This window comes from Shewanella nanhaiensis, from assembly GCF_019457885.1.
GTDB lineage: Bacteria > Pseudomonadota > Gammaproteobacteria > Enterobacterales > Shewanellaceae > Shewanella > Shewanella nanhaiensis.
In genome coordinates this window covers 177,079-200,834 of record NZ_JAHZST010000004.1, presented here as the reverse complement: position 1 = coordinate 200,834, position 23,756 = coordinate 177,079, and the positions used below count along the sequence as shown (strand labels likewise).

Here is a 23,756-nt window from a genome sequence, read left to right as displayed (position 1 = left end):
AGAGCAAAATGGACGTTGAAATATACAGAGAAAAGGTCATTAAATTTGTCGATAGCGTCATACGGCCAAATTTAGCCACTTGGGAGGAGAGTGGCTCATACCCATTGGAGCTACATGCCCTCGCAGCCAAAGAGAACATCCTCTCTCTTGGGCAAAATCCTGAAGATGAATTTCACGATGATCTGGCATGCCGTAAAGTGCTCATTGAGGAGCTATCTCGAAGTGGCTCACAAGCCATGGTGATGGCGCTTGCCTCCCATTTTGTCAGTCTCAATGCTTTTAAAACAACGCTGCCCCAAACATATACAAGGCTCTGTAAGCAGGTCTTTAGCGGCAAGAAAACATTAGTACTGGCGTTAACAGAGCCCCAAGCGGGATCAGATCTGAAGAGTATTCAATGTGAAGCAAGCTTAGAGGGAGAAGGAGAATACCTGTTATCGGGTGAAAAAACCTTTATCTGTAACGGTGGTAGAGCGGACTACATGTTAACTGCGGCTCGTCTGGATAAAAAATTAACACTGTTTTTAGTTAAAGCAGATAAAAACAGTATTACATCATCAGAAATCCCCTGCCTTGGCTGGCAAGGTTTACCTATTGCATCGATTAAGTTCAATCGAGTAAAAGCAACCAGAGTCGGAGAGCCAGGTCAAGCTGGAAGATTACTGCAGCAAATTCTCCTGCAGGAGCGTTTAAACCTAGCCGTCATGGCAAACACCTCAGCCATGGTCACATTCGAAGCAGCACTAGAGTACAGCAAAAAGCGCAAAGTTCAGGGCTCCCCTCTATTTGAGCAGCAGATCATTCGACACCGATTAGCAGATATGCATGGCAAGATTGAGCTATGCAGAGCCTATATCAACCAATATATCGCAGCTGTCACGGTATCGGGACCTGACGCCAAAGCGATTGCTATCGCTAAAAATCAGGCTGTTGAAATACTGGAGGAGGTGGCGGCTAAGTCGGTACAGATCCATGGAGCCAGTGGCTGCATATCAGGCTCACAAGCTGAGCGGATCTATCGAGATGCACGCCTACTCGGTTTAGGTGGCGGCTCTACCGAAGTCATGAATGAAATGATCAGTCGATTATTATAAAAAGGAATGAATAATATGACACCTGTAATATCTGATTACGCTAAACAGCTAAGCGATAATTTAATCTTACATAGCTACCAAAAATATTGTGGCTTAAAAATCGTTCACCAAGAGGCTGGCTACTGTAAATGCGAATTAGTGGTAACCGAAGCGATAGATAACCTCAGCCATACCCTTCATGGTGGAGTGATCTACTCTATGCTAGATGTCACCAGCATGCTCGCCACAATCCCAGCACTGGAAGATGGCGAATATGCGCTAACTAGTAGCTTTAACACCTCATTAATGTCAGCGAGCACACTAGGTCAAACCGTTGAGTTCGAAGCTAAAATAACCCGAAATGGTCGCAACCTTATTTTTACTGAATGTCACGCATTTAAAATTGAGCCAAGTGGTGAGCGTAAAAAGGTTGCTTGCGCTCAACTCACAAAGTTCCGACTAAAACAGCAGCTTGAATAACCCCAATCGATAAGCGTAATAACCCCAGTTAAGCAAAGATTATCTATCCCTTATTAGCGATAGAACCTACTAATTCTCAGGAGAGTGTTATGTCTAACTTACCCATTATCGTCGGTTATGGTGGTATTAATGCAGCCGGACGATCATCATTTCATCAAATGTATAAACGTCTGGTGATTGACTGTTTAGATGAAGAACAGATGCAGCAAACTTATGTTGAACTAGCCTTGATGATGAAGCTAGTGACTTATAAAGATGGTACCTATCTCAGTTATGACGGCCAGAGGTTATCCTTAAAAGATATCAAAGAGCGGTTTGGCAAAACAATTAAAGAGAACACCCTGATACGAGAGATCTCACCAGAGCTATTTGATCTTGAGTCAGTTCAATTTAATCACACCTCAACCATAGCGCCAGCAGTTGATAACGCCGTTTCTTTTATCATGAAAAAGGAGCAACTGCCTGAACCACTGCCAAGTAGCTGGTTGATCACCGCTGATGATAACGAGATGGTTTCAATCAAGGTCACCGATAATCTCGATGTCAGTGTAGCGCAAACAAGAAAACAAAACGTTCAAGCGGCGGCGCAGATGCCGCAAGGCTTCCTGCCAGGTGACACCTACCCAGAGAGAAATCACCCTCGTGGCGTGCAGATGTCAGTTTATGCCGCATCAGATGCCATCCAATCGATGGGAATACCTTGGGAAGATGTGTTAAACCATGTCGCCCCCGATGAGATATCTGTGTATGCCGGAAGCTTAATGGGTCAGATGGATGAAGATGGTTTAGGTGGTTTGCTCACAAGCTGGCTAACAGGTAAAGAGGTGAGGTCCACCCAGCTCTCACTTGGATTAACCAGCATGTGCACTGATTTTATCAGCTCTTATGTATTATCCAATCTAGGCTCTACCGGTTCCCACCAAGGTGCCTGCGCAAGTTTTCTATATAACCTTGAACATGCAGTACAAGATATTCAGCAGGGAAAGAGTCGAGTCGCCGTTGTCGGAAGCGCCGAAGCACCAATTACCCCTGAGATCATCGAAGGCTTTAATTCCATGGGCGCTTTAGCCAATAGCGATAAGATGGTGGAGCTGGATAAACTTCTCAATAAAGAGAGTGTTGATCACAGCAGAAACAGTCGCCCCTTTGCGAAAAACTGCGGCTTTACCATAGGCGAGTCAGCGCAATATATCGTGTTATTTGACGATAAGTTAGTGCTGGAGTTGGGGGCCAATATTTTAGGGGCGATCCCGAGTGTCTACATTAATGCCGATGGCAATAAAAAATCTATCACAGCACCTGGAGCCGGCAACTATATCACCCTGGCTAAAGCGGTAGCCAGTGCGAAACTTCTCATAGGTGAAGAGTCGCTGAAGCACAGAACATTTGTACAAGCTCATGGCAGTAGCACGCCGTTAAATCGCATCACAGAGTCCCATGTTTTAGATTCTGTGGCTCAGGCATTTGATATCACAAATTGGCCAGTCACCGCAGTAAAATCTTATGTTGGGCACTCGCTTGCAAGCGCCTCAGGGGATCAACTCGCAGCCACTCTAGGTGTATGGGAATATGGGTTTATCCCTGGGATCCCAACCTTAGATCAAGTCGCCGATGATGTTCACAATCAGCGTTTAGAGCTACTGCAACACCATAAAGATGTTGGCAGTGAGGGGATCGAGGCCGCATTTATTAACTCAAAAGGGTTCGGAGGAAATAATGCCACCGCACTGGTGTTATCCCCCAAAATTGCCCGTAAGATGCTAGAGAAACGCCATGGCGCTATGAGCATGCTTAGCCATAAAGAGAGTAATAGGAAAACAGTTGAGAGAGCCGATGCTTATCAACACTCCATACACACTGGACGTAATCAATCAGTCTATAAGTTCGGCAAAAATATTGTTGAAGGCACTGATATGGCAATATCGACCTCTTCAATAAAAGTCGCTGGCTACCAGCAAAAGATCAGCTTTGCGACAAGTTCCCCCTACGGCGACATGTTGTAAAACTGAATAAGGCTCCGAAAACGGAGCCTTAGCTAAAGGGCAAAAAATTTAACAGATAAATTTACTCAGTAACACCAATAGGCTCATTAGTGAGAACTTGCTCCGGCGAATCCAGCTCCTCACTCAACTCCTGTTCAAGCTGGTACTTAGCCCCTACATCTCTGAAGATTGAGACCATGTCCTGCACCTCCTTAAATAAACTGTACTTGCCTGAAACCGCCATCTGCAGAAAGACACCACGCTTTTTACCATGAACCAAGGGAACAGGTGCCAGCTTCCCCTCCTTAATATATTGACTCACACTATGTTCGGGGAGCCAAGCAAAACACTTGCCCTCTAACACTAAATGTAAAGAGGTCGATATGTTGGTGACAGTCCAACGCTTTGGCGCCCCTAACCATCCCGTATCTAAAGCCTGCTTACCAGAATCCCTAATAACGACCTGAAAGTACTGCTTCAATGTTTCATAATTAATCTTGTCCATCTTTTGTAACGGGTGATCTATATGTGAAACACAAACTAAAGGAACTGAAATAAAAGGCTCCAAATTATGCCCAGTAGGCAGAGTACTAGCGATGCCAAACTGAACCTCCCCCTCCTCTAAATACTGTTTTGTGCCCGATAATGCAGTTTCAAATACCCGAATATTTAATCCAGGGTGACATTGAGCAAGCCGGTCGAGCGCATCTTGTAATAGATCTATTGGCACTAAAACATCTACTGCAATGGCTATCTCATTTAACATTCCGTCCCGGTATTGATTACTTAAGACTTCCATCTGCGTTGCTTGGCCAAGTAGAGATTTTGCTTTAGGTAATAACAGTTTCCCCAGAGGGGTTAAGGTCAATTTACGACCTTCAACCGTAAATAATGAGTGTTTAAGTGTGGACTCCATCTTCTTGAGGCTATGGCTTATCGCCGATTGACTCTTATACATTTTATCTGCAGCTTGAACACTACCTCCGTGTTCAACAATTGCGACAAATACTTTCCATTGTTCCATTGTTATCCGAGTCGACATCCTAACATCCGTATTAATAATTTAATTAAGCCAACTTTTCAGAACTAAAATGTACTTTTAAACCATAGTTATTACAATGTTATTTTTATTTAAATTATGTTAAATTTTATTTTTTACTACCAAGGTTGTACATTCACGCACAATCTTTACAGTATTATTTCTTCGCAAATAAAAATGAAGCTTGTCATAGTACTAACTCCCTACAAAAAAAATCTATATCAGATATATATTAAGAGGTAGGGCCAAGCATACTCGTATATATTAAGTGGTAGTTAAAAACAGATCTATGGCTTATATTCTAATAAGTTTTCGGTGATAAAATCATTAATGAAAATACATTTAAGCTCAAAATATAAACAAGGAGCATCTCATTTATCAATGTAAGTAGATATTAACAAGGCAATAAAAGGTAGAATTAGTGAATGGTAGGTGAGGTATCGTTGAAACTTTCAAGATATCCCATGTAAAGAGTATATTTACATGGGATACCATATTAGTTAATTCATGTTCTAGATTAATACCTGACTGAAACAATCAAGATATTGTTCAAGATATATTAAGCTGATAGCTTTTGGGTTTCGCTTTGATCTCTTAATACTCGTTTCAATACCTTACCTGTAACCCCTAATGGTGCATGGATGACGCTCTTTTTGCTGATCGATAGCGAAGCTAATTTGGGAACCTTATGCAAAGATAGCCACTCATTAATCTCCTTCAATAAAAACTGCGTCTGCTGCTCAGATAGGTCCTCATCCATCAATTCAGCTTTCAATATGGCTGTCTCACCACCAAGCTCAGATTCAACTTTAAAAATGCTACAGTCAAAAATAATATCAAACTTCTTCATGATCAGCTCTTCGGTTTGCAAGCTGTAAAGCATACCTTCGCTGGTTTCAATGCGGTCAGTTATACGGTCGACATGATAGAAATTTCCATCACTATCTTTATAGGCTAAATCACCGGTAACCCAGTAGCCAGAGACTCTAGACTGCTCAGTTTTATTGGTATTATTCCAGTAGCCTTGTATCACAGAGGGAGACTTTACAGCCAAGAAACCAACGGTATCTTCACCTATGATACGACCATGTTCATCGAGAATTTGTGCATCGACATAATCCGCAGGCTTACCAACACAGCGATCGAAATCTTTTGAATCATTAGCCCGCAACGTCGTAAATAGGGCAGAACCCATTTCAGTTGATCCCATACCATCAATATAGATAGAACCTGGTTGAATAGAACCATCCTCAGCAAGATGAGAACCATATTGAGTCATAATACGAACATGCCTCTCATGGGCAGCATCACCGGTACTGCGCCAGTAGAAAATAGAGCTAAAATCATAGTCATTCAGGTTAAGGCGTAACATATCGACATAGAGATTAGGAAAAGACAAAACATAATCTGGGCGGAAGGTTTCAATAGACTTTGCCAAAGCTTCGGCAGACTTTTGTGTTTGGACTTTAATAGGACATCCCCGTATGGTTGCCTCCATAATATAACCAATACTTGAACTGTGAGCATGAGGCAGTGAGTTTAGAAAGCGGCTAATATTCTGTACTGGTGTGGCAAGCCTATCCTTCACTCCGTGCAAATAGGGAAAATGTGAAGATTGAACAGCCTTAGGGATCCCTGTAGTGCCAGAGGTGTGAGTCAGTAACACAGGATCTAATTCACTGTGCTCAAAAGGATAAACAACCGGGAAATTCCCCTTAGATGGCGTGACTTTACCTTTAATCCAGATCGGCATCTGCTTGCTCGCCTCTTTCTTAAAGCACGCCTTAATTTCGCCTCGTTTCTTTTCCGTGGTAAATATACCACTCACGTTTAACTGCTCTAGATAAAGCGCAGCGATATCCGAACTCAGTCCACCATTTAAAAAAGCTGCCACTGCGCCTAGGCTGGTTAAAGCCAGAAACTGAATCATATAATCCAGACCATCTTCGACATAAATGCCAACCACATCTTTAGCCACGATCCCCTGCTCATGATAAAAGGATGCATACTCCTCACTGAGTGAACGCAGGCCCCTCAAGCTGATAGAGATATATTTAGTGTCATCAATAGAGACATAGGGCTCATCTAAATAGATTAACGGGTCATCTATGTCGTCTGAAACCGAAATCACCTTACGTAAAAAATTCCCTGAAGCGAAGTTATCGTCACTTAATAACTTCTCCAGTTGATTAGAGTTAAGTATGCTCATAATTTTTATCTCCTATATCTTCTTTATAACGATTAAATTTCAATGTTTTATTTGAAAAGAAAGTAAATACACAACAATGCAAATTGTTCTTCATGATAAATCTCTGACTGTAAACCTATAAAAATTTTGATTTTTTGGTAAATGATTTTTTTGAGCAGTATCTATTAGATTTTTTCAAACATAAGATTTTTTCGCCAACGTATAATTCGACTCACCGTTTTGAACCATATATGGATATCTCTTGTTAAAGAGTTGGAATTAAATGTGCCGCTATTTTGAGCATTAATGATGGCAATGGAGAAGCTATGAAAAACGAACGATTTAATATTTTTTCCTTCTCAGGAAAGATGAAGACTCTGCACTTAAGCTGGATAGCATTTTTTATTACATTTATGGTTTGGTTTAATTTTGCTCCCATGCTGCAATCTATCGCTGCCACACTCAACTTAACAAAAGATGAAGTAAAAACCTTATTAATACTCAACGTTACTTTGACTATCCCAGCTAGGATCCTTATCGGTATGTTAACCGACAAATATGGCCCTAGATTGATGTATAGCGGACTCCTCGCTATCTGCGCCATTCCCTGCTTCATGTTTGCTCTAGCCGAAAATTTTCAACAAGCAGCCATTACCAGATTTTTACTGGGTTTTATCGGTGCTGGTTTTGTCATAGGCATACGCCTTGTGAGTGAGTGGTTTGATGAAGATGAGCTTGGCATTGCTGAAGGCATTTATGGCGGTTGGGGAAATTTCGGCTCAGCAGCGGCGGCTTTCTCCCTACCGGCATTAACCCTACTTTTCGATGAAAATGGCTGGCGTTATGCCATTGGGTTAACAGGCATAATATGCCTATCTTACTCAGTTATCTTCTACCAAAGTATCCGAGACACTCCGCAGGGCAAAGAGTATGAAAAAAGTAAGGTATCAGGCGCATTAGAGGTCACCAGTAAGAGTGATTTTTTCCTATTACTACTGATGAAAATCCCTCTTTATGGGGCACTTGCACTACTGGTATGGAAACTATCTCCTGCCGGAGTGAATATGTTCAACCCGTCAATCAGCTACACTCTTTATCTCAGCCTCATCGCTATCTATGCTTTGGATTGTTTTCAGGCATGGCGCGTCAATAGGCATATTTTTCAAAAGCCTGTACCTCATTGCCACCGATATCAATTCAAGCAAGTGGCTGTATTAAATGTACTGTATTTTGCCACTTTCGGCTCTGAGTTAGCGGTAGTCTCTATGCTGCCACTCTTCTTTTTGGAAGTTTTTGAGCTAAGCCCAGCCGCGGCAGGGTTAGTCGCTTCCAGTTATGCCTTTATGAACCTCATGTCCCGCCCTGGAGGTGGATGGCTATCGGATAAATTTGGTCGTAAGCCCGTTTTACTTATACTGACAGCCGGACTCACAATGGGTTATTTATTGATGGGGCTGATGAACAGTCAATGGTCAGTTGGCCTAGCAATTATAGTCGCCATGACCTGCTCTTTTTTCGTTCAATCAGGCGAAGGAGCTGTTTTTGCCGCCGTCCCTTTAATCAAAAAGCGACTAACGGGGCAGATAGCAGGGATGACAGGTGCATACGGTAACGTGGGAGCAGTTTGCTACCTCGTTCTCCTATCATTTGTTGACTACTCAAGCTTCTTTTTAATTATCGCCCTAACCGCCGCGATTGGGTTTATCTTCTTACTGTTTATGGACAATCTCGAAGGTAAAACAGCAGAAGAGAGTGCAACCGAAACAACAACCGACTTAATTGATGTCACTTAGGATCCCATGAAATTAAAAACAATGAGTGTCTTTTGTAAGGTTGTGGAAAAGGGCGTCATGGCTCACGCGGCCGATGAACTCAATATCACGCCAGCCGCAGTCAGTAAGATAATATCGGAACTTGAGGAGAGTTTAGGAACGCGACTACTCAACAGGACAACCCGAAAGCTAATCCTGACCCAGAGCGGCATTGAGTATTATGAGTCATGTAATAGCATCATTAATCAGATAAATGATCTACATGAGCATTTTTCCCAACTCTCCACAGAGCTAAAAGGCGAGTTGAGAATTACAGCACCAACCTCATATGGTCTTACAGATTTTCCGCAGATCATCGCGGGATTCCAAAAGCGATTCCCCCAAATATCGGTTTCGATTAATCTGCATGATGCGGTCACAGATCTCATAGAGAATAATTATGACCTAGCGATACGCATACAGAGGGAGATGAAAAGCTCCTCCCTGATAGCCAAAGCATTTCGTAATTTTAACCACTACATTGTTTGCAGTAAAAGTTATTACGCCCTTCATGGGCCAATTGAAAGTCATGAAGATCTAAAACAGCATAACTGCTTAGCAAACTCAAATGCATTTACTGCGAACCGGTGGCAACTCAGCAGAAACAACAAAGCCTACACCCACAAATTTATTGCCCGAACAGAGATAAACAACAGCAACTTGATCAAAGATTTGGTACTAGATAATGTGGGGATAGCTTTACTGCCAGAGTTTCTGATTGAAGATGAGATAAAGTCTGGAGAGCTTGTCCAAATATTGCCTGATTATCAACTTAAGCAGGCAACAGGTTGGTTAATATACCCAAGCAAAAAGTTCAAAAGGCCTGTTGTAAATACATTTATTGAGTATTTTTTACAGCAAACAGCAGATAAATATACAACCTAAGACAATCAAGGTAATTGTCTTAGGTGTAGGGAAGTGACAACTTAAAGTATTACTCAGCTAACTTAAGCAGTTCTTGCTTAACCTCATCTGATGCAAATGATTGCTCAACACTCACCCTGTAGATAGCGAAGTAATCTTCACGACTTAGGTTAAACTCCTCCATCACCTTACGCACTTCATCGGTCATCGTCGTATTTGAAACCGTACGATTATCAGTGTTAATAGTAATAAGCACGCCACCTTGGTAGAAGGCTTTTATCGGATGATTACTTAGCACATCGACCGCTTTAGTTTGAATATTACTGCTTGGACAGGTCTCCAGTGCGACAGATTTCTCTTTAACTAAATCATAGGCGCCTTGATGCCCTTTTATATGGATGCCATGGCCTACACGCTCAGCGCCTAGCAAAGATACAGCATCAAATACGTTCTGACCCACACCTTGCTCGCCAGCGTGGATCGTGATGCGGTAACCTTTTTCAATCGCATAATTCACATATGGGATAAACTCATGGCAGAAACCAGGAAGCTCGGCCCCCGCCAAATCGAAAGCCACTACGCCCTTATTGAGGTAAGCGGCGCCAGCATCGATAACGTCATTGATATTGCCCTTATCCATGGTTCTCAGAATAGAGAGGATATAGTTGCCTTTAATGTCGTAGATGGCTTCGGCGCGCTGCATCCCTTTAACGGCACTACTGATGATCTGATCGAAACTCAGCCCCTGTAACTGGTGAAGTTGAGGCCCAAAACGCACCTCGAAATATTTCACATTCTCTTTGGCCGCATCTTCAAACAACTCAAAAGAGATCCGCTCAATCCCCTCCTCAGTCTGCATCACAGAGAGAGGCAGCTCGAAACGCATCAGATACTCTTCAAGATTTTGACAGGTCTCAGGGGCGATCATCAATGAGCTTATCTCATTAATATCCTGACTTGGGATGGTCACATTTTGCTGATTAGCAAGGTCGATGATAGTTTGAGGGCGAACGCTGCCATCTAAGTGGCAATGTAGATCGATCTTGGGTAATGCTTGATAATTCATAAGTCTCTACCTTTATTGGATAGTACCGGTCTGAAAATGCCAAAGAGGCGCAATCATACAAAGGAGTCAACACTCCTTCGCCAAAGCGCTTCGAACTGCGCAAGGCCTCTTAAACGAACATCTTCAGGTCGTTTGGGTATATAAAGCTACAGACTTCATAATCAAGAATTTAAGGCTCTTGGTAGAAACTCCCAAACCATATCATTGGGATTATACGAAGCTTAAGTTTTGTGGAGGCAAAGATTAACATCTGTGCCCACTTTCTGCAATCAGTACACAGGCCGATAACTTAAGCTACGAACTCATTAACGCGCGAACTCACATTTATCCCATCAGGCATACTCGCAGGGAGAAACATTCATGCTAATCTGCCAGCCTACCTGTTAATGGAATCTAACAATGACACGCCCGATTATTCTTGATTGTGACCCCGGCCATGACGATGCTATCGCCATCATTCTTGCCCTAAGCAGCAACGCTTTTTCGCCACTTGCCGTGACAACTAGCGCGGGAAACCAAACGCCAGACAAAACACTCAATAACGCTCTCAGAATTCTCACCCTTTTAGGCCGTAGTGATATTCCTGTTGCCGGTGGCGCAGTTAAACCTTTGGCTCGTGAGCTTATTATTGCCGACAATGTTCATGGAGAAACCGGGCTAGACGGCCCAGTCCTACCTGATCCTAGCTTTGCTCCACAAGCGATGACAGCTGTTGAGTTAATGGCGTTAAAAATTAAGGAGAGCCCAGCACCTGTCACTTTAGTGCCTACCGGGCCACTGACCAATATCGCGCTGTTATTGGCAACGCATCCAGAGCTACACTCAAATATAGAGCAGATAGTTTTAATGGGCGGCGCTGCGGGTGTGGGAAACTGGACTCCAGCCGCTGAGTTTAATATTTTTGTTGATCCCGAAGCTGCGGATATGGTGTTTAAAGCGGGGATCCCTATTACCATGTGCGGCCTAGATGTCACCCACCAAGCTCAGGTGATGGATGAAGATATCGCTCGGATCCGAGCCATCGAAAACCCAATAGCCCAGTGCGTCGCCGATCTACTGGATTTTTTCATTCTCTACCACAGAGATCCTAAATGGGGCTTCACAGGCGCGCCACTTCATGATCCCTGCACTATCGCCTGGTTACTCCAACCTGAGCTTTTCACTGCACAGCAAGCTTGGGTCGGCATTGAGACCAAAGGCGAGCACACCCAAGGGATGACTGTTGTTGACCGATATGGACTTACGGGCAACCAACCCAATACCAACGTACTCTTCGATATCGATAGAGCAGGCTTTATTGATCTCTTGGCACAAAGCCTCGAAACCTACTCTCACTAATAAGGAAGGCAAACAGATGAGTAGAATCGTCGTCATCGGCAGTGCTAATGTGGATCACGTGATGTCATTTGACTACCTGCCAAATCCCGGCCAAACCTTACTCAGTCAGCAGTATCGTATTGAGCATGGTGGCAAAGGTGCCAATCAAGCACTGGCCTGTGCTCGATTAGCGACAGCCCAAAGCCAGATAGATTTTATCTGCCATTTAGGCTGTGATGCCATCGCAGATGAGATGTCTGCCAGCTGGATAAAAGATGGCATCTCTCCCCAAGGAATCGGTAAGCTTGCGGGAGAGAAAACTGGCAGCGCCATGATCTTTCTCGGCGAAAAAGGGGCTAATGCTATCGGTGTTGCACTGGGAGCAAATGCCAGCTTAACCCCGCAATCATTGGAAAAACACAAGTCTTTGATAACCGATGCGAACTGGCTGCTAATCCAGCTAGAGACGCCGACAGCAAGTGTAGCTCACGCCCTTAATCTGGCGAAAAGTCATGGTACTCGCACCATACTCAACCCCGCTCCCGCCACCACACTGAGTCATGACATACTCAAAGCCGTTGATATCATCACCCCTAACGAAACCGAAGCGCAGGCAATTACTGGCATAGAGGTTAGTGATATAGCCACAGCAAAGCTTGCCGCCCAGATGCTGCATCAACTGGGACCTAGCATTGTGATTATCACCTTAGGACAACAGGGGGCTTATTTAAGCTGCGATGAGTTTAAAGGCCAGGTAACCGCGCCAACTGTTGATGCCGTAGATACCGTGGCAGCGGGTGATACTTTTAATGGCGCCCTTACTATCGCCTTAAGCGAAGGTGAGCCCATAGTCGAGGCGGTTAAATTTGCCAACCGAGCAGCGGCCAACGCCGTCACCAAACCCGGCGCCCAGCGCAGCATCCCCTATCGCTCTGAGCTAGTTTAGCATTGGCAACTCTTCGGCAAGCACTTTGACTAACTCCCTTAGCCATCTGTGTCTAGGCGAGTGAGTGTAGGCTTGATGCCAAAACTGGTAGATATTGATGTCGTTCAGTGGGATTGGTGGAGTTTGCTGAGCCATCTTATCCAGCAGTGAAATACCAACTCTAGAGGGAAGTGTAGTGACAAGCTCACTCCCTCTCATCATAGAGGAGAGGGCTGAGAAATTTGCCACCTCAAGCTTTATCTCACGCTCAAGTTTAAGCCCTGTTAGCACCTCATCTATCTCTGAGCGACCTGAATAATTGAATACCACTCTGGCATGGGGCAGCGCAACATACTGGGCTAAATCGATGGGCCCCTTTATCACCTCTGGATCGTAAAAAACCGCATCACAGTCTGAAAATAGCCACTGCTGTTTTAAATCGTCCACATTCGCCTCAATACCCGGCGACAGCACCAGATCTATCTCTCCCTGTCTAAGCTGCTCCAATACCGTCTCTTTCGCTCCAGCCGTCAATACCTTAAGGGGCGCATTAGGCGCAAGCTTCCTTAATTTCACCAGTAGCTGAGGCAGCAATATATCTCGTTCATAATCGTTAGCGGCAATAACAAAGGGCCTGCTCTCATCTGCAGCCCGATACTCCTGAGCCTCAACAAACTGCTCAAACTTAGCGAGTAGCTCTCTGGCTAAAGGCGCGAGTCTGCTCGCTTCCTGAGTCGGAATGATCCCACGCCCAGAGCGAACAAACAGGGGCTCACCGATAATCCGCCTAAGTCTTTCCAAGCCGTTACTTACCGTTGACTGATTAAGATCTAATTTGTCGGCAGCGCCAGAGACTGAGCCTGTATCGAAAACAGTTAAAAACAGCCTTAGTAAACGACCATCCAGTACCAAATAATCAGTTTCACCCATATATATTATCGAACCTATCAGATTGATGGATTAATTAGGTTTTTATCATACTGAGGAAAACGTAATCAAGGTAAAGATATGAAACACCCATTAAACTCACTTGCAATCATCACCTCCCAGATCTTCGCTGCTGGAGCATCAGCCCATGACATTCACGACATCAAGTTCAAACCTGATGGCGGTTACTCCTCAACCGTAGGTGCGAAATATCAAGCGCCAAACAGTCAGATAAATATCTCTGCTGATGTAAAAATAGATAAGTTATTTGAACGAAACATGGCTGGGGAGACACTCGTTCAGCGCATTACAGATAGGGTTTACTGGGTGCAAAACCACTTCTATAACAGTCTTTTCTTTGTCGGTGACAAGGGTGTTATGGTATTAGATCCCCTAGCCTATGGCGCAGGGAAAGCCCTGCTTTCAGCCATAAAACAGGTGACAGATAAACCTGTCACTACCTTAGTCTACTCCCACAATCATGCAGATCACATTGGTGATGCTGAGGTTTTCCTTGCTGAGGCAAAGCGCCAAAAAGTGGAGCTCACCATCTTGGCCAGTGACGCTACCGCCAACAAAATGAACCGACTCAATAGCCAACTTCCCCGTCCAACTAAAACTGTCGATTTCAATGAAGGTGTCTATCAATTTGAAGATACACGACTTAAATTTATCGGCTTTGAACATGCAGCACACACTGACGACTCTGCCGCACTGCTGCTTGTCGATGAAGGAGTGATACACACACCGGATCTTATCAATCCAGATCAACTGCCTTGGCTAGGGTTTGGCGGCTCGGAAAACTTTACCTATTACAGACAGAACTTAGCTAAAGTCTCGGCTCAAAAATGGCAGTACCTCTCTGGTGGACATGGCAATATAGGTAGTCGAGCCGATCTCGACTTTATGCAGCACTATCTCAACGATCTCAACCTTGCGGCAAACAGAGCCATGAACAGAGTCGATTGGGCCAAGTTCACCACAGTGGAAAATAACAATCATGCGGTATTTGGTGCCAAGTGGTTTGAAGCAGCAAGTCAAGATATCACCGACACCTTAAGAGCTAAATATGGTCACTACTATGGCTTCGAAGCCTCAGCTCCTAAACAGGCTGAGCTTGTTCTCGAGAGCTTACTCTCCTACCAATAGGGATTTCTCTGCTCAAAAAAACAGTTTATTGGCTAAAGAGTAGGCCAAGTCCCTCAATCCCTTGGTGAGTAACCTTGTGGGATTTTTCAGCATAATTAACGATTGGCCGATATCAATAAGTGTATCGGCCTTTTTATTAGCGCTTTATCATTATTTTAAGTATTAATTATACATTTCTCACCTAAGCATCACTTTAATCTATATAAACCTCGGTTTTTACGCTAACTAAGTGCTATTTCACAGAGTGAAGTGGTGCGCTATGCTAATTTACCGCCACTATCAAATTGCAAACATTGCAGTACCGAGGTAAACGTGGGAAATCGAGCAAAATCATTAATGGGCAACATAGGCCTACAAGTCATCATCGCCATGATCATAGGTGGCTTAGTTGGCCTGTATATGGGAGAGAGTGCCGCCATATTTGGCCCCTTAGGCGATCTATTTATTAATCTGATCAAGATGTTGGTGATCCCACTTGTTGCAGTATCCATTATTGCAGGTGCCGCAAGCTTAGGTAATAGCCCTTCGGCAGGCAAAATAGGCATGGGCACCTTTGGCTTCTTTATCGCCACCTCTGCCATCGCGGTAACCTTAGCCCTTGTTATGGGCAGTATCTTTAAACCTGGCTCAGGCGTCGACTTTAGTAATCATGGCGATTCACTCACCCAAGTGACTGCCGACCAAGGCGCACTTCCTGGTGCGATGGATACCATCATTGGCATGATCCCAACCAATGTGTTCGAGTCACTGACCTCAGGTAATATCCTGCAGATCTTAGTTTTCTGTATCTTCTTAGGGATCGCACTGACCAAGGTAAAAGGTGACGGTGCAGAGCCGATTGTCAAAGCGCTTAACGCCATCGTTGAAGCGTTCGTTTGGATGATCAATAAGGTGATGTTGATTGCACCTATCGGTGTCTTTGGCTTAATGGCCCACTCTGTTGGTACATTTGGCTTCCAAGCCCTTGAAGTGGTGATCAATCTATTTGTGGTCTTTGTCGCCTCTATCCTTATCTACGCCTTTATCTTCTTCCCACTAGTGGTGAAGTTTCTATCTGACGTCCCTGTGCTTAAGTTTATCTCCGCCATGAAAAAGCCTCAGGCGATGGCGATGTCTACCGCCTCCTCCATGGCAACGCTTCCTATCACTATGGATACCTGCGAAAAGGAGCTCAATGTCTCTAAAGCAACATCGGCCTTTGTTCTGCCCTTAGGTGCCACCATCAATATGACAGGTAATGCCATCTATTACGGGTTAGTGGCCATGTTCTTCGCTCAGATGTTTCAGGTGGATCTAACGATGACGGCTTATGCCGCTATTATCTTTACCTCAACCTTAGGTGCCATAGGACAAGCTGGCGTACCGGGTCCCTCATTCCTCGTAGTTGCCGTGCTGCTTGCAGCGGGTATTCCTATTGATGGCTTGCCACTACTCTTCGCACTAGACAGGGTTTTCGATATGATCCGCACCTCAGTTAACATCACAGGTGATGCTGTCTGCGCCGTTGTCATGGACAAGTTCAATCCAGAGCATAAGTAAGGCGTCTCCCATACACAAAAGCCCCGAAGATAACTTCGGGGCTTTTTGCATATGTGTACACCTAGCAGATCCTAGGTTCTCAGAAACTCTATCTCTAATCCAATGCTATCCAAGTTGCCTTTATCTCTGTGTACTTATCAAACGCATGCAGTGATTTATCACGACCATTACCCGACTGCTTATAGCCGCCAAATGGCGCTGTCATATCACCGCCGTCATAATGATTAATCCACACCATACCGCTACGCAGCGCTTTTGCCGTCTTATGGGCTTTGCTGATATTTGAGGTCCAGACACCAGCCGCAAGTCCATAGATACTGTCATTGCCTATGCTGATCGCTTCCTCCATACCGTCAAAGGTGATAACCGAAAGCACTGGACCGAAGATCTCCTCTTTGGCAATCGTCATCCCGTTATTCACATTTGAGAAGATGGTCGGTTCAACATAAGCGCCACCAGTTTCAGCCATCACTTGGCTGCCACCATGGACCAGCTCAGCACCTTCGGCAACACCAGCGCGGATATATTTAAGTACATTCTCTAGTTGCTGATTATCGACCACAGCGCCACAAGTGGTATCTGGATCCAGTGGATGCCCCGGTCTCCAAGCTTGCATCTCTTTGGCGATTAATCTTAGCAGTTCATCCTTAACGCCCGCTTCCACCAGCAAACGAGATCCTGCGGTGCAAACTTCACCTTGGTTAAAGGCGATTGCCGATGCGGCCGCTTCCGCTACTTTTTGAAGATCCGGCGCATCATTAAAGACGATATTAGGGCTCTTACCTCCTGCCTCTAACCACACCCGTTTCATATTTGATTCACCCGCATAGATCATCAACTGCTTTGCTATCTTAGTCGAGCCGGTAAACACTAGAGTATCCACATCCATATGCAGAGCCAGCGCTTTACCTACTGTGTGTCCAAATCCTGGTAGGACGTTGAGCACACCTTTTGGGATCCCCGCCTCTACTGCAATTTGCGCCATGCGGATCGCGGTTAACGGCGACTTCTCAGAGGGTTTTAAAATAACACTGTTGCCCGTAGCTAGCGCAGGACCTAGCTTCCAACAGGCCATCAAAATAGGGAAATTCCAAGGCACAATAGCCGCAACCACACCCACAGGTTCGCGAGTGATCATGCCTATCTCGTTATGAGCTGTCGGCGCTATCTCATCATAGATCTTATCGATAGCCTCGCCGGACCAGCGAATCGCACGGGCAGCCCCTGCCACATCGACTGCGCCTGAGTAGCGAATAGGCTTACCCATATCTAAGGTTTCAAGGAGCGCCAGCTCATCTCTATTGGCTTCAAGTAGCTCAGCAAAACGTATCATGACCTGCTTACGCTTCACCGGAGGCAGCTCAGACCATACCCCAGAGTCAAATGCCTCGCGCGCACTTTTTACCGCAATATTGGCATCTTCGAGTGAACAGCTCGCAACTTGGCAAAGTACACGACCATCGATGGGACTTACACAATCAAACCTCTCACCCGATACAGCAGGGCGATACTCCCCCTCAATATAGGCATCAGCCTTCACCCCCTCTGCTAGTAAAGTTTCGGCTAAGCTTTGCCACTCTTGATGATTTGTCGGTGTACTCATGATGACCTCTTAACGGGTAATTAATACTTTTCCCACTAACACTCATAAACACAGGTAAGTGCTTAGCAGGCTGTGGACAGGCCTCAAGATTACGCTGGAAGCAGGCTAGTTTTCAACATTAGTTTCAATATATTTTACAAAAATGTTTATTTTGCTATAAATAAATGCACAAAAAGCTTTCATGTTCATTATTTCTAACATAGCATAGCAAATATCAATCGCTCAGAATAACAACAAATAACTAAATAAACTGGATAGGGTAAGACGATATGACAGATATTCAGACAAGTAAGCATAGTGAAACTCAAACACTTGAAAACTATTGGATGCCCTTTACTGCCAATAGACAGTTCAAAGCGAGCCCAAGAATGCTCGCAGAAGCTGAAGGTATGTATTACAAGGACACGTCTGGCCGTCCCGTTCTCGATGGTACTGCAGGGCTTTGGTGTTGCAATGCTGGCCATGGTCGCAAAGAGATCTCAGAAGCCGTAAGCCATCAGATCCATCAAATGGATTACGCTCCCTCTTTTCAGATGGGCCACCCCCTTGCATTTGAACTTGCTGAACGCTTAGCCAGTATTAGTCCAGAGGGGCTAAACAAGGTCTTCTTTACTAACTCAGGCTCAGAGTCTGTCGACAGTGCCCTTAAGATTGCCATCAACTACCACAGAGCCAATGGTGAGTCGACTCGTACTCGCTTTATCGGCCGCGAGCTTGGTTATCATGGCGTTGGCTTTGGCGGGATCTCAGTCGGTGGCATAGGTGGCAATCGAAAAACCTTTAGCCAACAACTACTGCCAGGCGTAGACCACCTTCCCCACACATTAGATATGCAAGATAACGCCTTTAGCCGTGGTATGCCTAAAACTGGCGCCGAGAAAGCTGAGGTTCTTGAGCAACTTGTCGCACTTCATGGCGCCGAGAATATTGCCGCTGTCATCGTAGAGCCTATGTCTGGCTCAGCGGGGGTGATATTGCCTCCTGAAGGTTATCTGCAACGCTTAAGAGAGATCACTAAGAAACATGGGATCTTACTAATTTTTGATGAGGTGATCACAGGCTTTGGCCGTGTCGGTGATGCGTTTGCCAGTCAACGCTGGGGAGTAACGCCAGATATGATCACAGCGGCAAAAGCCCTCAATAACGGGGCTATTCCCATGGGCGCAGTGCTGATTGACGACAACATCTATGATGCTTGTATGCAGGGGCCTGCGGGTATTGAGCTTTTTCATGGCTATACCTATTCAGGTCATCCAGTTGCTGCGGCGGCGGCCATCGCCAGTTTAAACATCTATGAAAATGAGAAGCTATTTGAGCGCACAAAAGAGCTTGAAGGCTACTTTGAAGATGCCATCCATAGCCTTAAAGGTCTGCCCAATATCATCGACATTCGCAATATAGGCTTAGTGGGTGGGATTCAGTTCTCTCCCAGCGCACAAGGAGTGGGTAAACGCGGCTTCGCTATCTTCGAGGAGTGTTTTGCCAAAGGCACGCTAGTGCGAGCCACAGCAGATATTATCGCAATCTCACCTCCTCTTATCGTGGATAAGCAGGAGATAGATCAGATAGTCAATACCCTAAGTGATGCGATCAGAGCCGTCGACTAACCGTTAACAGCTAACTAACGCAATAACTAAACATAATGAATCAAACACAATGAATTAAGCTCATCTCCAACCTGCTTGGGGATGAGATTATTAAAGACGATAGGATTGAAGGTTATGCAACAGATCAACCACTATATTAATGGCGCACACACAGATAAGAGCGAACGTTCTAGCCCAGTTTTTGAGCCTGCAACAGGCGAGCCTAAAGCCAAAGTATCACTGGCCAGTGCAGCTGAAGTGGCTGGCGCTATCGAGCTGGCTAAAAAAGCACACAGCAGTTGGTCACAAGTGTCTCCTCTTAATCGTTCACGAGTTCTATTTAAGTTTAAGGCCTTGGTTGAGCAGAATATGGATGAGCTGGCAGAGCTTATTACCCGCGAACATGGCAAGGTTCTCGATGATGCTAAAGGCGAGATCATCCGCGGCCTTGAAGTGGTCGAGTTTGCTTGTGGTATCCCTCACCTATTAAAAGGTGAACATACAGAGCAGGTTGGCGGCGGTGTTGATGCTTGGTGTGTGAATCAATCTCTTGGTGTAGTCGCAGGTATCGCCCCGTTTAACTTTCCGGTAATGGTGCCCATGTGGATGTTCCCTATCGCCATTGCAGCCGGTAACACCTTTATCATGAAGCCTTCAGAGAAAGATCCAAGCTCAGTGATGCGTATGGCGCAGCTGCTCACCGAAGCGGGTCTACCCGATGGCGTATTTAACGTGGTTAATGGCGATAAAGAGGCGGTTGATACCTTACTGAGCCATCCAGATATTCAAGCGGTAAGCTTTGTCGGTTCAACACCGATTGCTGAATATATCTATGAGACCGCCTCTAAGCATGGCAAGCGCGTACAAGCCCTAGGTGGTGCAAAAAATCATATGTTACTGATGCCTGATGCTGATATAGATCAAGCCGTAGGTGCGCTAATGGGCGCAGCATTTGGCTCTGCCGGTGAGCGCTGCATGGCAATCTCAGTAGTGCTTGCTGTAGGTGATTCTGGTGATGCGCTCGTCGAGAAACTGCTACCTCAAATTCAAGCGTTAAGAGTGGGCAATGGCGTGACTCCAGAGATGGATATGGGGCCACTTATCTCGACTCAGCACCTTGCCAAAGTCACCAGCTATGTGGATACAGGCGTTGCCGAAGGGGCAAGCTTATTGGCCGATGGCCGCACACTTAGTGTCGAAGATCATGAGCAGGGTTACTTCTTAGGTGGCTGTCTCTTTGATAATGTCACCCCAGATATGACCATCTACAAAGAGGAGATCTTCGGCCCTGTACTCGCTATCGTGCGGGTTAAAGATTACGCCGAGGCCCTTGAGCTTATCAATGCCCATGAGTTCGGTAACGGCACCGCTATCTTTACCCAAAGTGGCGAAGCCGCTCGTCACTTCTGCCATCACGTCCAAGTTGGAATGGTGGGGGTCAATGTTCCTATCCCTGTACCAATGGCATTTCACAGCTTTGGTGGCTGGAAGCGTTCACTCTTTGGTCCACTACATATGCATGGACCAGACGGCGTCCGTTTCTACACTAAGCGCAAAGCGATCACCGCCCGCTGGCCAAAATCTAGTGAGGCAAAAGCTGAGTTTGTGATGCCGACAATGAAATAGAAGATATCTCCAATGCGCAGCGAGTCTGCGCATTGTTATTTCATTTACAACCCAAGATATCTAGGAACAGAGTTTTGAATATTAATAGCATTGTCGACATATCAAACAACAAAACAGAGAGTGAACATTACCATTTAGATGACAAAAAGCTCATCTCAGGTAACCCTGCTCAAACAGTAGATAATCACTTCTCAAGCCCTTGTGAACAGTTTCATTGTGGCGTCTGGGAAAGTGAAAAAGGCAGCTGGAAGATCAACTATACCGAGAGCGAGTACTGCGAAATTTTAGCTGGTATCAGCGTAATAACCGACGAAAATGGCAACACCATGACAGTTAAAGAGGGAAGCCGTTTCGTTATCCCAGCGGGATTTTCTGGCACCTGGGAGGTGTTAGATAGTTGCAAGAAGATCTATGTCATGTTTGAAGCGACCCCCTAAACAATTTAGAGCATCGATAACGAACATAACGAATTGAAACTTAAGTTTCATAACCACCATGAGGTCTCAGCATTGATGCTGTTGTTTGGTAACCACAAAACCCCTGTTACAGGGCGTTCATGCAATAAAGTAAAATGGAGAAACTACCGTGTATAAAAAATTTAATAAAAAACGGATTGCCCAAGTTACCGGTCTTGTTCTGGCCACAGCGCTAATCTCACCAATCGCCTCAGCCGAAGTATCTGGCGAAGTCAGCTTAACTAACGACTATCGTTTCCGCGGTGTATCACAAACAGCAAGTGACTTTGCAATTCAGGCAGGCATAGATTGGAGCCACGACAGTGGTTTCTTTGTCGGCGCTTGGGCAAGTAATGTCGATTTCGATGAGCCAGATTATAATGGACCAGATATTGAACTTGATATCTACGCAGGTTACTACGGTGAGCTCAATGATGACTTAAGCTATGATGTCACACTGTATCGTTACAACTATCCTGGTGACAGTGATTTAAATTACTTAGAAGCTAGCATAGGTGTTGATTTCAGCGGTTTCCGCTTGGCTTACTGGTACACCAATGATTACGGTGGAAGCGATCTAGATCTGCATTATGCCGAAGCTAACTACTCCTACGAGTTCTATGAAAACTGGAGCTTAGATCTCCATTACGGCTACAACTTTGGTGATGGCATTGATGATGGTGAAGGATTCGATAGCTATGCTGATTACTCTATCGGTGTTTCTACCGAAGTTGCAGGTATTGGATTATCACTTGCTTGGCTAGACACTGACATTAGTGATGATAATCAGGTCACAGATGATCTGTATAATACCGAAGGTACTGTACTTGCTTCTGTCAGCTACGCTTTCTAAATTAATTGCAACAACAGAACTTTAGATAAAAAAACCGCCATCAGGCGGTTTTTTTATTGAATTCAATTGCCACTACTTAATATCATTGAGTCTAGGTGATCTCCCTTTACTTACCCGCTCCTCGAGTTGACGCCAACTCAATCCTAAATTGATGTGATTATCACGTCGTTCAGGAAAGCTCTCAGATAAGCTCTCAATTAACTCGGCCTGTTGGTGACACAATTTAGCCCAGCGCTCCGCATTCGATACAAACATAGCGTTATCCTTAACAGTTAAGCTCCATATAACATACCAATCAATATAAGAAGTTGATCTACTCAGAGTGCTTTTGGCAAACTAATTCAAGGCGAATGGATGATATAATGGTTATTCCCTTATGAGTTCATTCAACACAGAAATAGGCAGCTAAAAACACTCCTTACAGGCGAGTTTTAGCGGTGCTGATGCTGTGTTAACGAGCTTAACCGTAGAGTAACTATGCTCTTCACTCGTTGCCTTGCCTCAGAACCGCTAAACTCTCGCTGAGCGATCAAACCTTTATACTGATTGGTATGAGTATGAGTATGAGTATAGAAGAGAGTTAGATAAACGTGATCTAATCTACTATGAAAATGTTAAATCTAAGCGTATCTTTACATAAAAGGAGGCTTATATGACGCCAGATGTACTAAAAGTAATCTTTATTCTTGTTGGATTGTTTCTTATTTATAAACTGATATTTAGCGGCAAGAAAGGCCTGACTATTTTCGAAATGCATTTCAAGGACGGACGGCTCACCTCCCATAAAGGTAAGATCCCTGAAAAGTTTCAAAAAGAGTGCCGCGCCATCGCCAAGTCTGAAAAGCTGACCTGCTCAGTCAGGTGTGAAAAATCTGGTGCAGTTCGATTGCATGTATCAGCCAATGTCAGCGACGGTGTGACTCAGCGAATTCGTAACGTTTTCCCCTTCGAGTACTATGATAAAAAGAAAGTAGATAATAGTCGTCAAGCGGGTTAACGCTATCAATAAAAAAGGTGGCCTAAGCCACCTTTTACCGTTTATTTAACAGCTGTTATCAGTGAGATAAGCCTTTAACGTCTTTTCGCCACTCATCCTCTCTTCCCTCTTTAATGAGTCGCTCATTATGCTCAATCATAGGGTCTGCCTTTGAATCCAATACATCTTGCTGTGGCTCCTGTTCAACATTGATATCTACAGTGTCATAAACAGATGTGGCGCAGGCCGAGATACCCAATAGCGTAGTGAGCAGCAGTACATTTTTCAGATTCATTT

The 23,756-nt window shown here is 44.8% G+C and carries 21 protein-coding genes and 1 riboswitch; of the genes, 14 read left to right on the top strand and 7 right to left on the bottom strand.

The window, feature by feature from the left end:
• Positions 1-8: 8 nt before the first annotated feature.
• The 3 genes from K0625_RS07575 (at position 9) to K0625_RS07565 (ending at position 3,556) form a co-directional block, all read left to right on the top strand.
• The gene (locus tag K0625_RS07575) at positions 9-1,094 is read left to right on the top strand and encodes an acyl-CoA dehydrogenase family protein (RefSeq protein WP_220109138.1); all 1,086 of its coding nucleotides are present in this window, start codon (positions 9-11) and stop codon (positions 1,092-1,094) included.
• Positions 1,095-1,109: 15 nt separating this feature from the next.
• A complete protein-coding gene (locus K0625_RS07570) occupies positions 1,110-1,553 on the top strand; it encodes a PaaI family thioesterase (RefSeq protein ID WP_220109137.1) in 444 nt (147 codons plus the stop codon).
• 89 nt (positions 1,554-1,642) lie between these two features.
• Positions 1,643-3,556 (top strand): beta-ketoacyl synthase, encoded by a 1,914-nt coding sequence (locus tag K0625_RS07565; protein ID WP_220109136.1) that lies wholly within the window; start codon positions 1,643-1,645, stop codon positions 3,554-3,556.
• Between the two features lie 61 nt (positions 3,557-3,617).
• On the opposite strand, the gene K0625_RS07560 is transcribed toward K0625_RS07565, so the two are convergent.
• Both K0625_RS07560 and K0625_RS07555 read right to left on the bottom strand, forming a co-directional pair.
• Positions 3,618-4,559: a LysR family transcriptional regulator gene (locus K0625_RS07560; RefSeq protein ID WP_220109135.1), complete on the bottom strand. Its 942-nt coding sequence runs from the start codon at positions 4,557-4,559 to the stop codon at positions 3,618-3,620.
• Between the two features lie 574 nt (positions 4,560-5,133).
• Positions 5,134-6,783, bottom strand: coding sequence for a class I adenylate-forming enzyme family protein (locus K0625_RS07555; protein WP_220109134.1), 1,650 nt, complete (start codon positions 6,781-6,783; stop codon positions 5,134-5,136).
• A gap of 305 nt (positions 6,784-7,088) precedes the next feature.
• Here K0625_RS07555 and K0625_RS07550 point away from each other — a divergent pair, with 305 nt between their 5' ends.
• Together K0625_RS07550 and K0625_RS07545 are read left to right on the top strand one after the other, a co-directional pair.
• Positions 7,089-8,555: a NarK family nitrate/nitrite MFS transporter gene (locus K0625_RS07550; RefSeq protein ID WP_220109133.1), complete on the top strand. Its 1,467-nt coding sequence runs from the start codon at positions 7,089-7,091 to the stop codon at positions 8,553-8,555.
• Positions 8,556-8,561: 6 nt separating this feature from the next.
• Entirely contained in the window at positions 8,562-9,458 is an 897-nt protein-coding gene (locus K0625_RS07545; protein WP_220109132.1) for a LysR family transcriptional regulator, read from the top strand.
• 49 nt (positions 9,459-9,507) lie between these two features.
• Here K0625_RS07545 and add read toward each other — a convergent pair whose 3' ends face one another.
• Positions 9,508-10,503, bottom strand: a complete 996-nt coding sequence (add, locus tag K0625_RS07540; RefSeq protein WP_220109131.1) for an adenosine deaminase — start codon at positions 10,501-10,503, stop codon at positions 9,508-9,510.
• 138 nt (positions 10,504-10,641) lie between these two features.
• Positions 10,642-10,741: riboswitch (purine riboswitch) on the bottom strand.
• Between the two features lie 161 nt (positions 10,742-10,902).
• Between add and rihA the strand changes: the two genes are divergently transcribed.
• Positions 10,903-11,841, top strand: coding sequence for a pyrimidine-specific ribonucleoside hydrolase RihA (gene rihA, locus K0625_RS07535; protein WP_220109130.1), 939 nt, complete (start codon positions 10,903-10,905; stop codon positions 11,839-11,841).
• A gap of 16 nt (positions 11,842-11,857) precedes the next feature.
• Positions 11,858-12,766, top strand: coding sequence for a ribokinase (rbsK, locus tag K0625_RS07530; protein WP_220109129.1), 909 nt, complete (start codon positions 11,858-11,860; stop codon positions 12,764-12,766).
• Here rbsK and K0625_RS07525 read toward each other — a convergent pair.
• Positions 12,758-13,675, bottom strand: coding sequence for a LysR family transcriptional regulator (locus K0625_RS07525; protein WP_220109128.1), 918 nt, complete (start codon positions 13,673-13,675; stop codon positions 12,758-12,760). The genes rbsK and K0625_RS07525 overlap by 9 nt on opposite strands.
• A gap of 78 nt (positions 13,676-13,753) precedes the next feature.
• On the opposite strand from K0625_RS07525, the gene K0625_RS07520 reads away from it, so the two are divergent.
• Together K0625_RS07520 and K0625_RS07515 are read left to right on the top strand one after the other, a co-directional pair.
• Entirely contained in the window at positions 13,754-14,821 is a 1,068-nt protein-coding gene (locus K0625_RS07520) for an MBL fold metallo-hydrolase (RefSeq protein WP_220109127.1), read from the top strand.
• Between the two features lie 336 nt (positions 14,822-15,157).
• Entirely contained in the window at positions 15,158-16,360 is a 1,203-nt protein-coding gene (locus tag K0625_RS07515; RefSeq protein ID WP_220109270.1) for a dicarboxylate/amino acid:cation symporter, read from the top strand.
• A 94-nt stretch (positions 16,361-16,454) separates the two neighbouring features.
• On the opposite strand, the gene K0625_RS07510 is transcribed toward K0625_RS07515, so the two are convergent.
• The gene (locus tag K0625_RS07510; RefSeq protein ID WP_220109126.1) at positions 16,455-17,963 is read right to left on the bottom strand and encodes an aldehyde dehydrogenase; all 1,509 of its coding nucleotides are present in this window, start codon (positions 17,961-17,963) and stop codon (positions 16,455-16,457) included.
• A 269-nt stretch (positions 17,964-18,232) separates the two neighbouring features.
• On the opposite strand from K0625_RS07510, the gene aptA reads away from it, so the two are divergent.
• The 4 genes from aptA to K0625_RS07490 all read left to right on the top strand — a co-directional run bounded on the left by aptA (position 18,233) and on the right by K0625_RS07490 (position 22,483).
• On the top strand, positions 18,233-19,570 hold the full coding sequence (gene aptA / locus K0625_RS07505) for an omega-aminotransferase AptA (RefSeq protein WP_220109125.1): 1,338 nt from the start codon (positions 18,233-18,235) through the stop codon (positions 19,568-19,570).
• 114 nt (positions 19,571-19,684) lie between these two features.
• Positions 19,685-21,175, top strand: a complete 1,491-nt coding sequence (locus K0625_RS07500; RefSeq protein WP_220109124.1) for a CoA-acylating methylmalonate-semialdehyde dehydrogenase — start codon at positions 19,685-19,687, stop codon at positions 21,173-21,175.
• A gap of 74 nt (positions 21,176-21,249) precedes the next feature.
• Complete coding sequence (locus tag K0625_RS07495; RefSeq protein WP_220109123.1) at positions 21,250-21,612, top strand: cupin domain-containing protein; 363 nt, start codon at positions 21,250-21,252, stop codon at positions 21,610-21,612.
• 148 nt (positions 21,613-21,760) lie between these two features.
• Positions 21,761-22,483 (top strand): TorF family putative porin, encoded by a 723-nt coding sequence (locus K0625_RS07490; RefSeq protein WP_220109122.1) that lies wholly within the window; start codon positions 21,761-21,763, stop codon positions 22,481-22,483.
• Between the two features lie 72 nt (positions 22,484-22,555).
• Here the strand turns inward: K0625_RS07490 and K0625_RS07485 are convergent, their stop codons facing one another.
• Positions 22,556-22,738 (bottom strand): hypothetical protein, encoded by a 183-nt coding sequence (locus K0625_RS07485; protein WP_012323749.1) that lies wholly within the window; start codon positions 22,736-22,738, stop codon positions 22,556-22,558.
• A 397-nt stretch (positions 22,739-23,135) separates the two neighbouring features.
• On the opposite strand from K0625_RS07485, the gene K0625_RS07480 reads away from it, so the two are divergent.
• Complete coding sequence (locus tag K0625_RS07480; protein ID WP_220109121.1) at positions 23,136-23,480, top strand: DUF3634 family protein; 345 nt, start codon at positions 23,136-23,138, stop codon at positions 23,478-23,480.
• Positions 23,481-23,538: 58 nt separating this feature from the next.
• On the opposite strand, the gene K0625_RS07475 is transcribed toward K0625_RS07480, so the two are convergent.
• Positions 23,539-23,754, bottom strand: a complete 216-nt coding sequence (locus K0625_RS07475) for a hypothetical protein (RefSeq protein ID WP_012323747.1) — start codon at positions 23,752-23,754, stop codon at positions 23,539-23,541.
• Positions 23,755-23,756 lie beyond the last annotated feature (2 nt).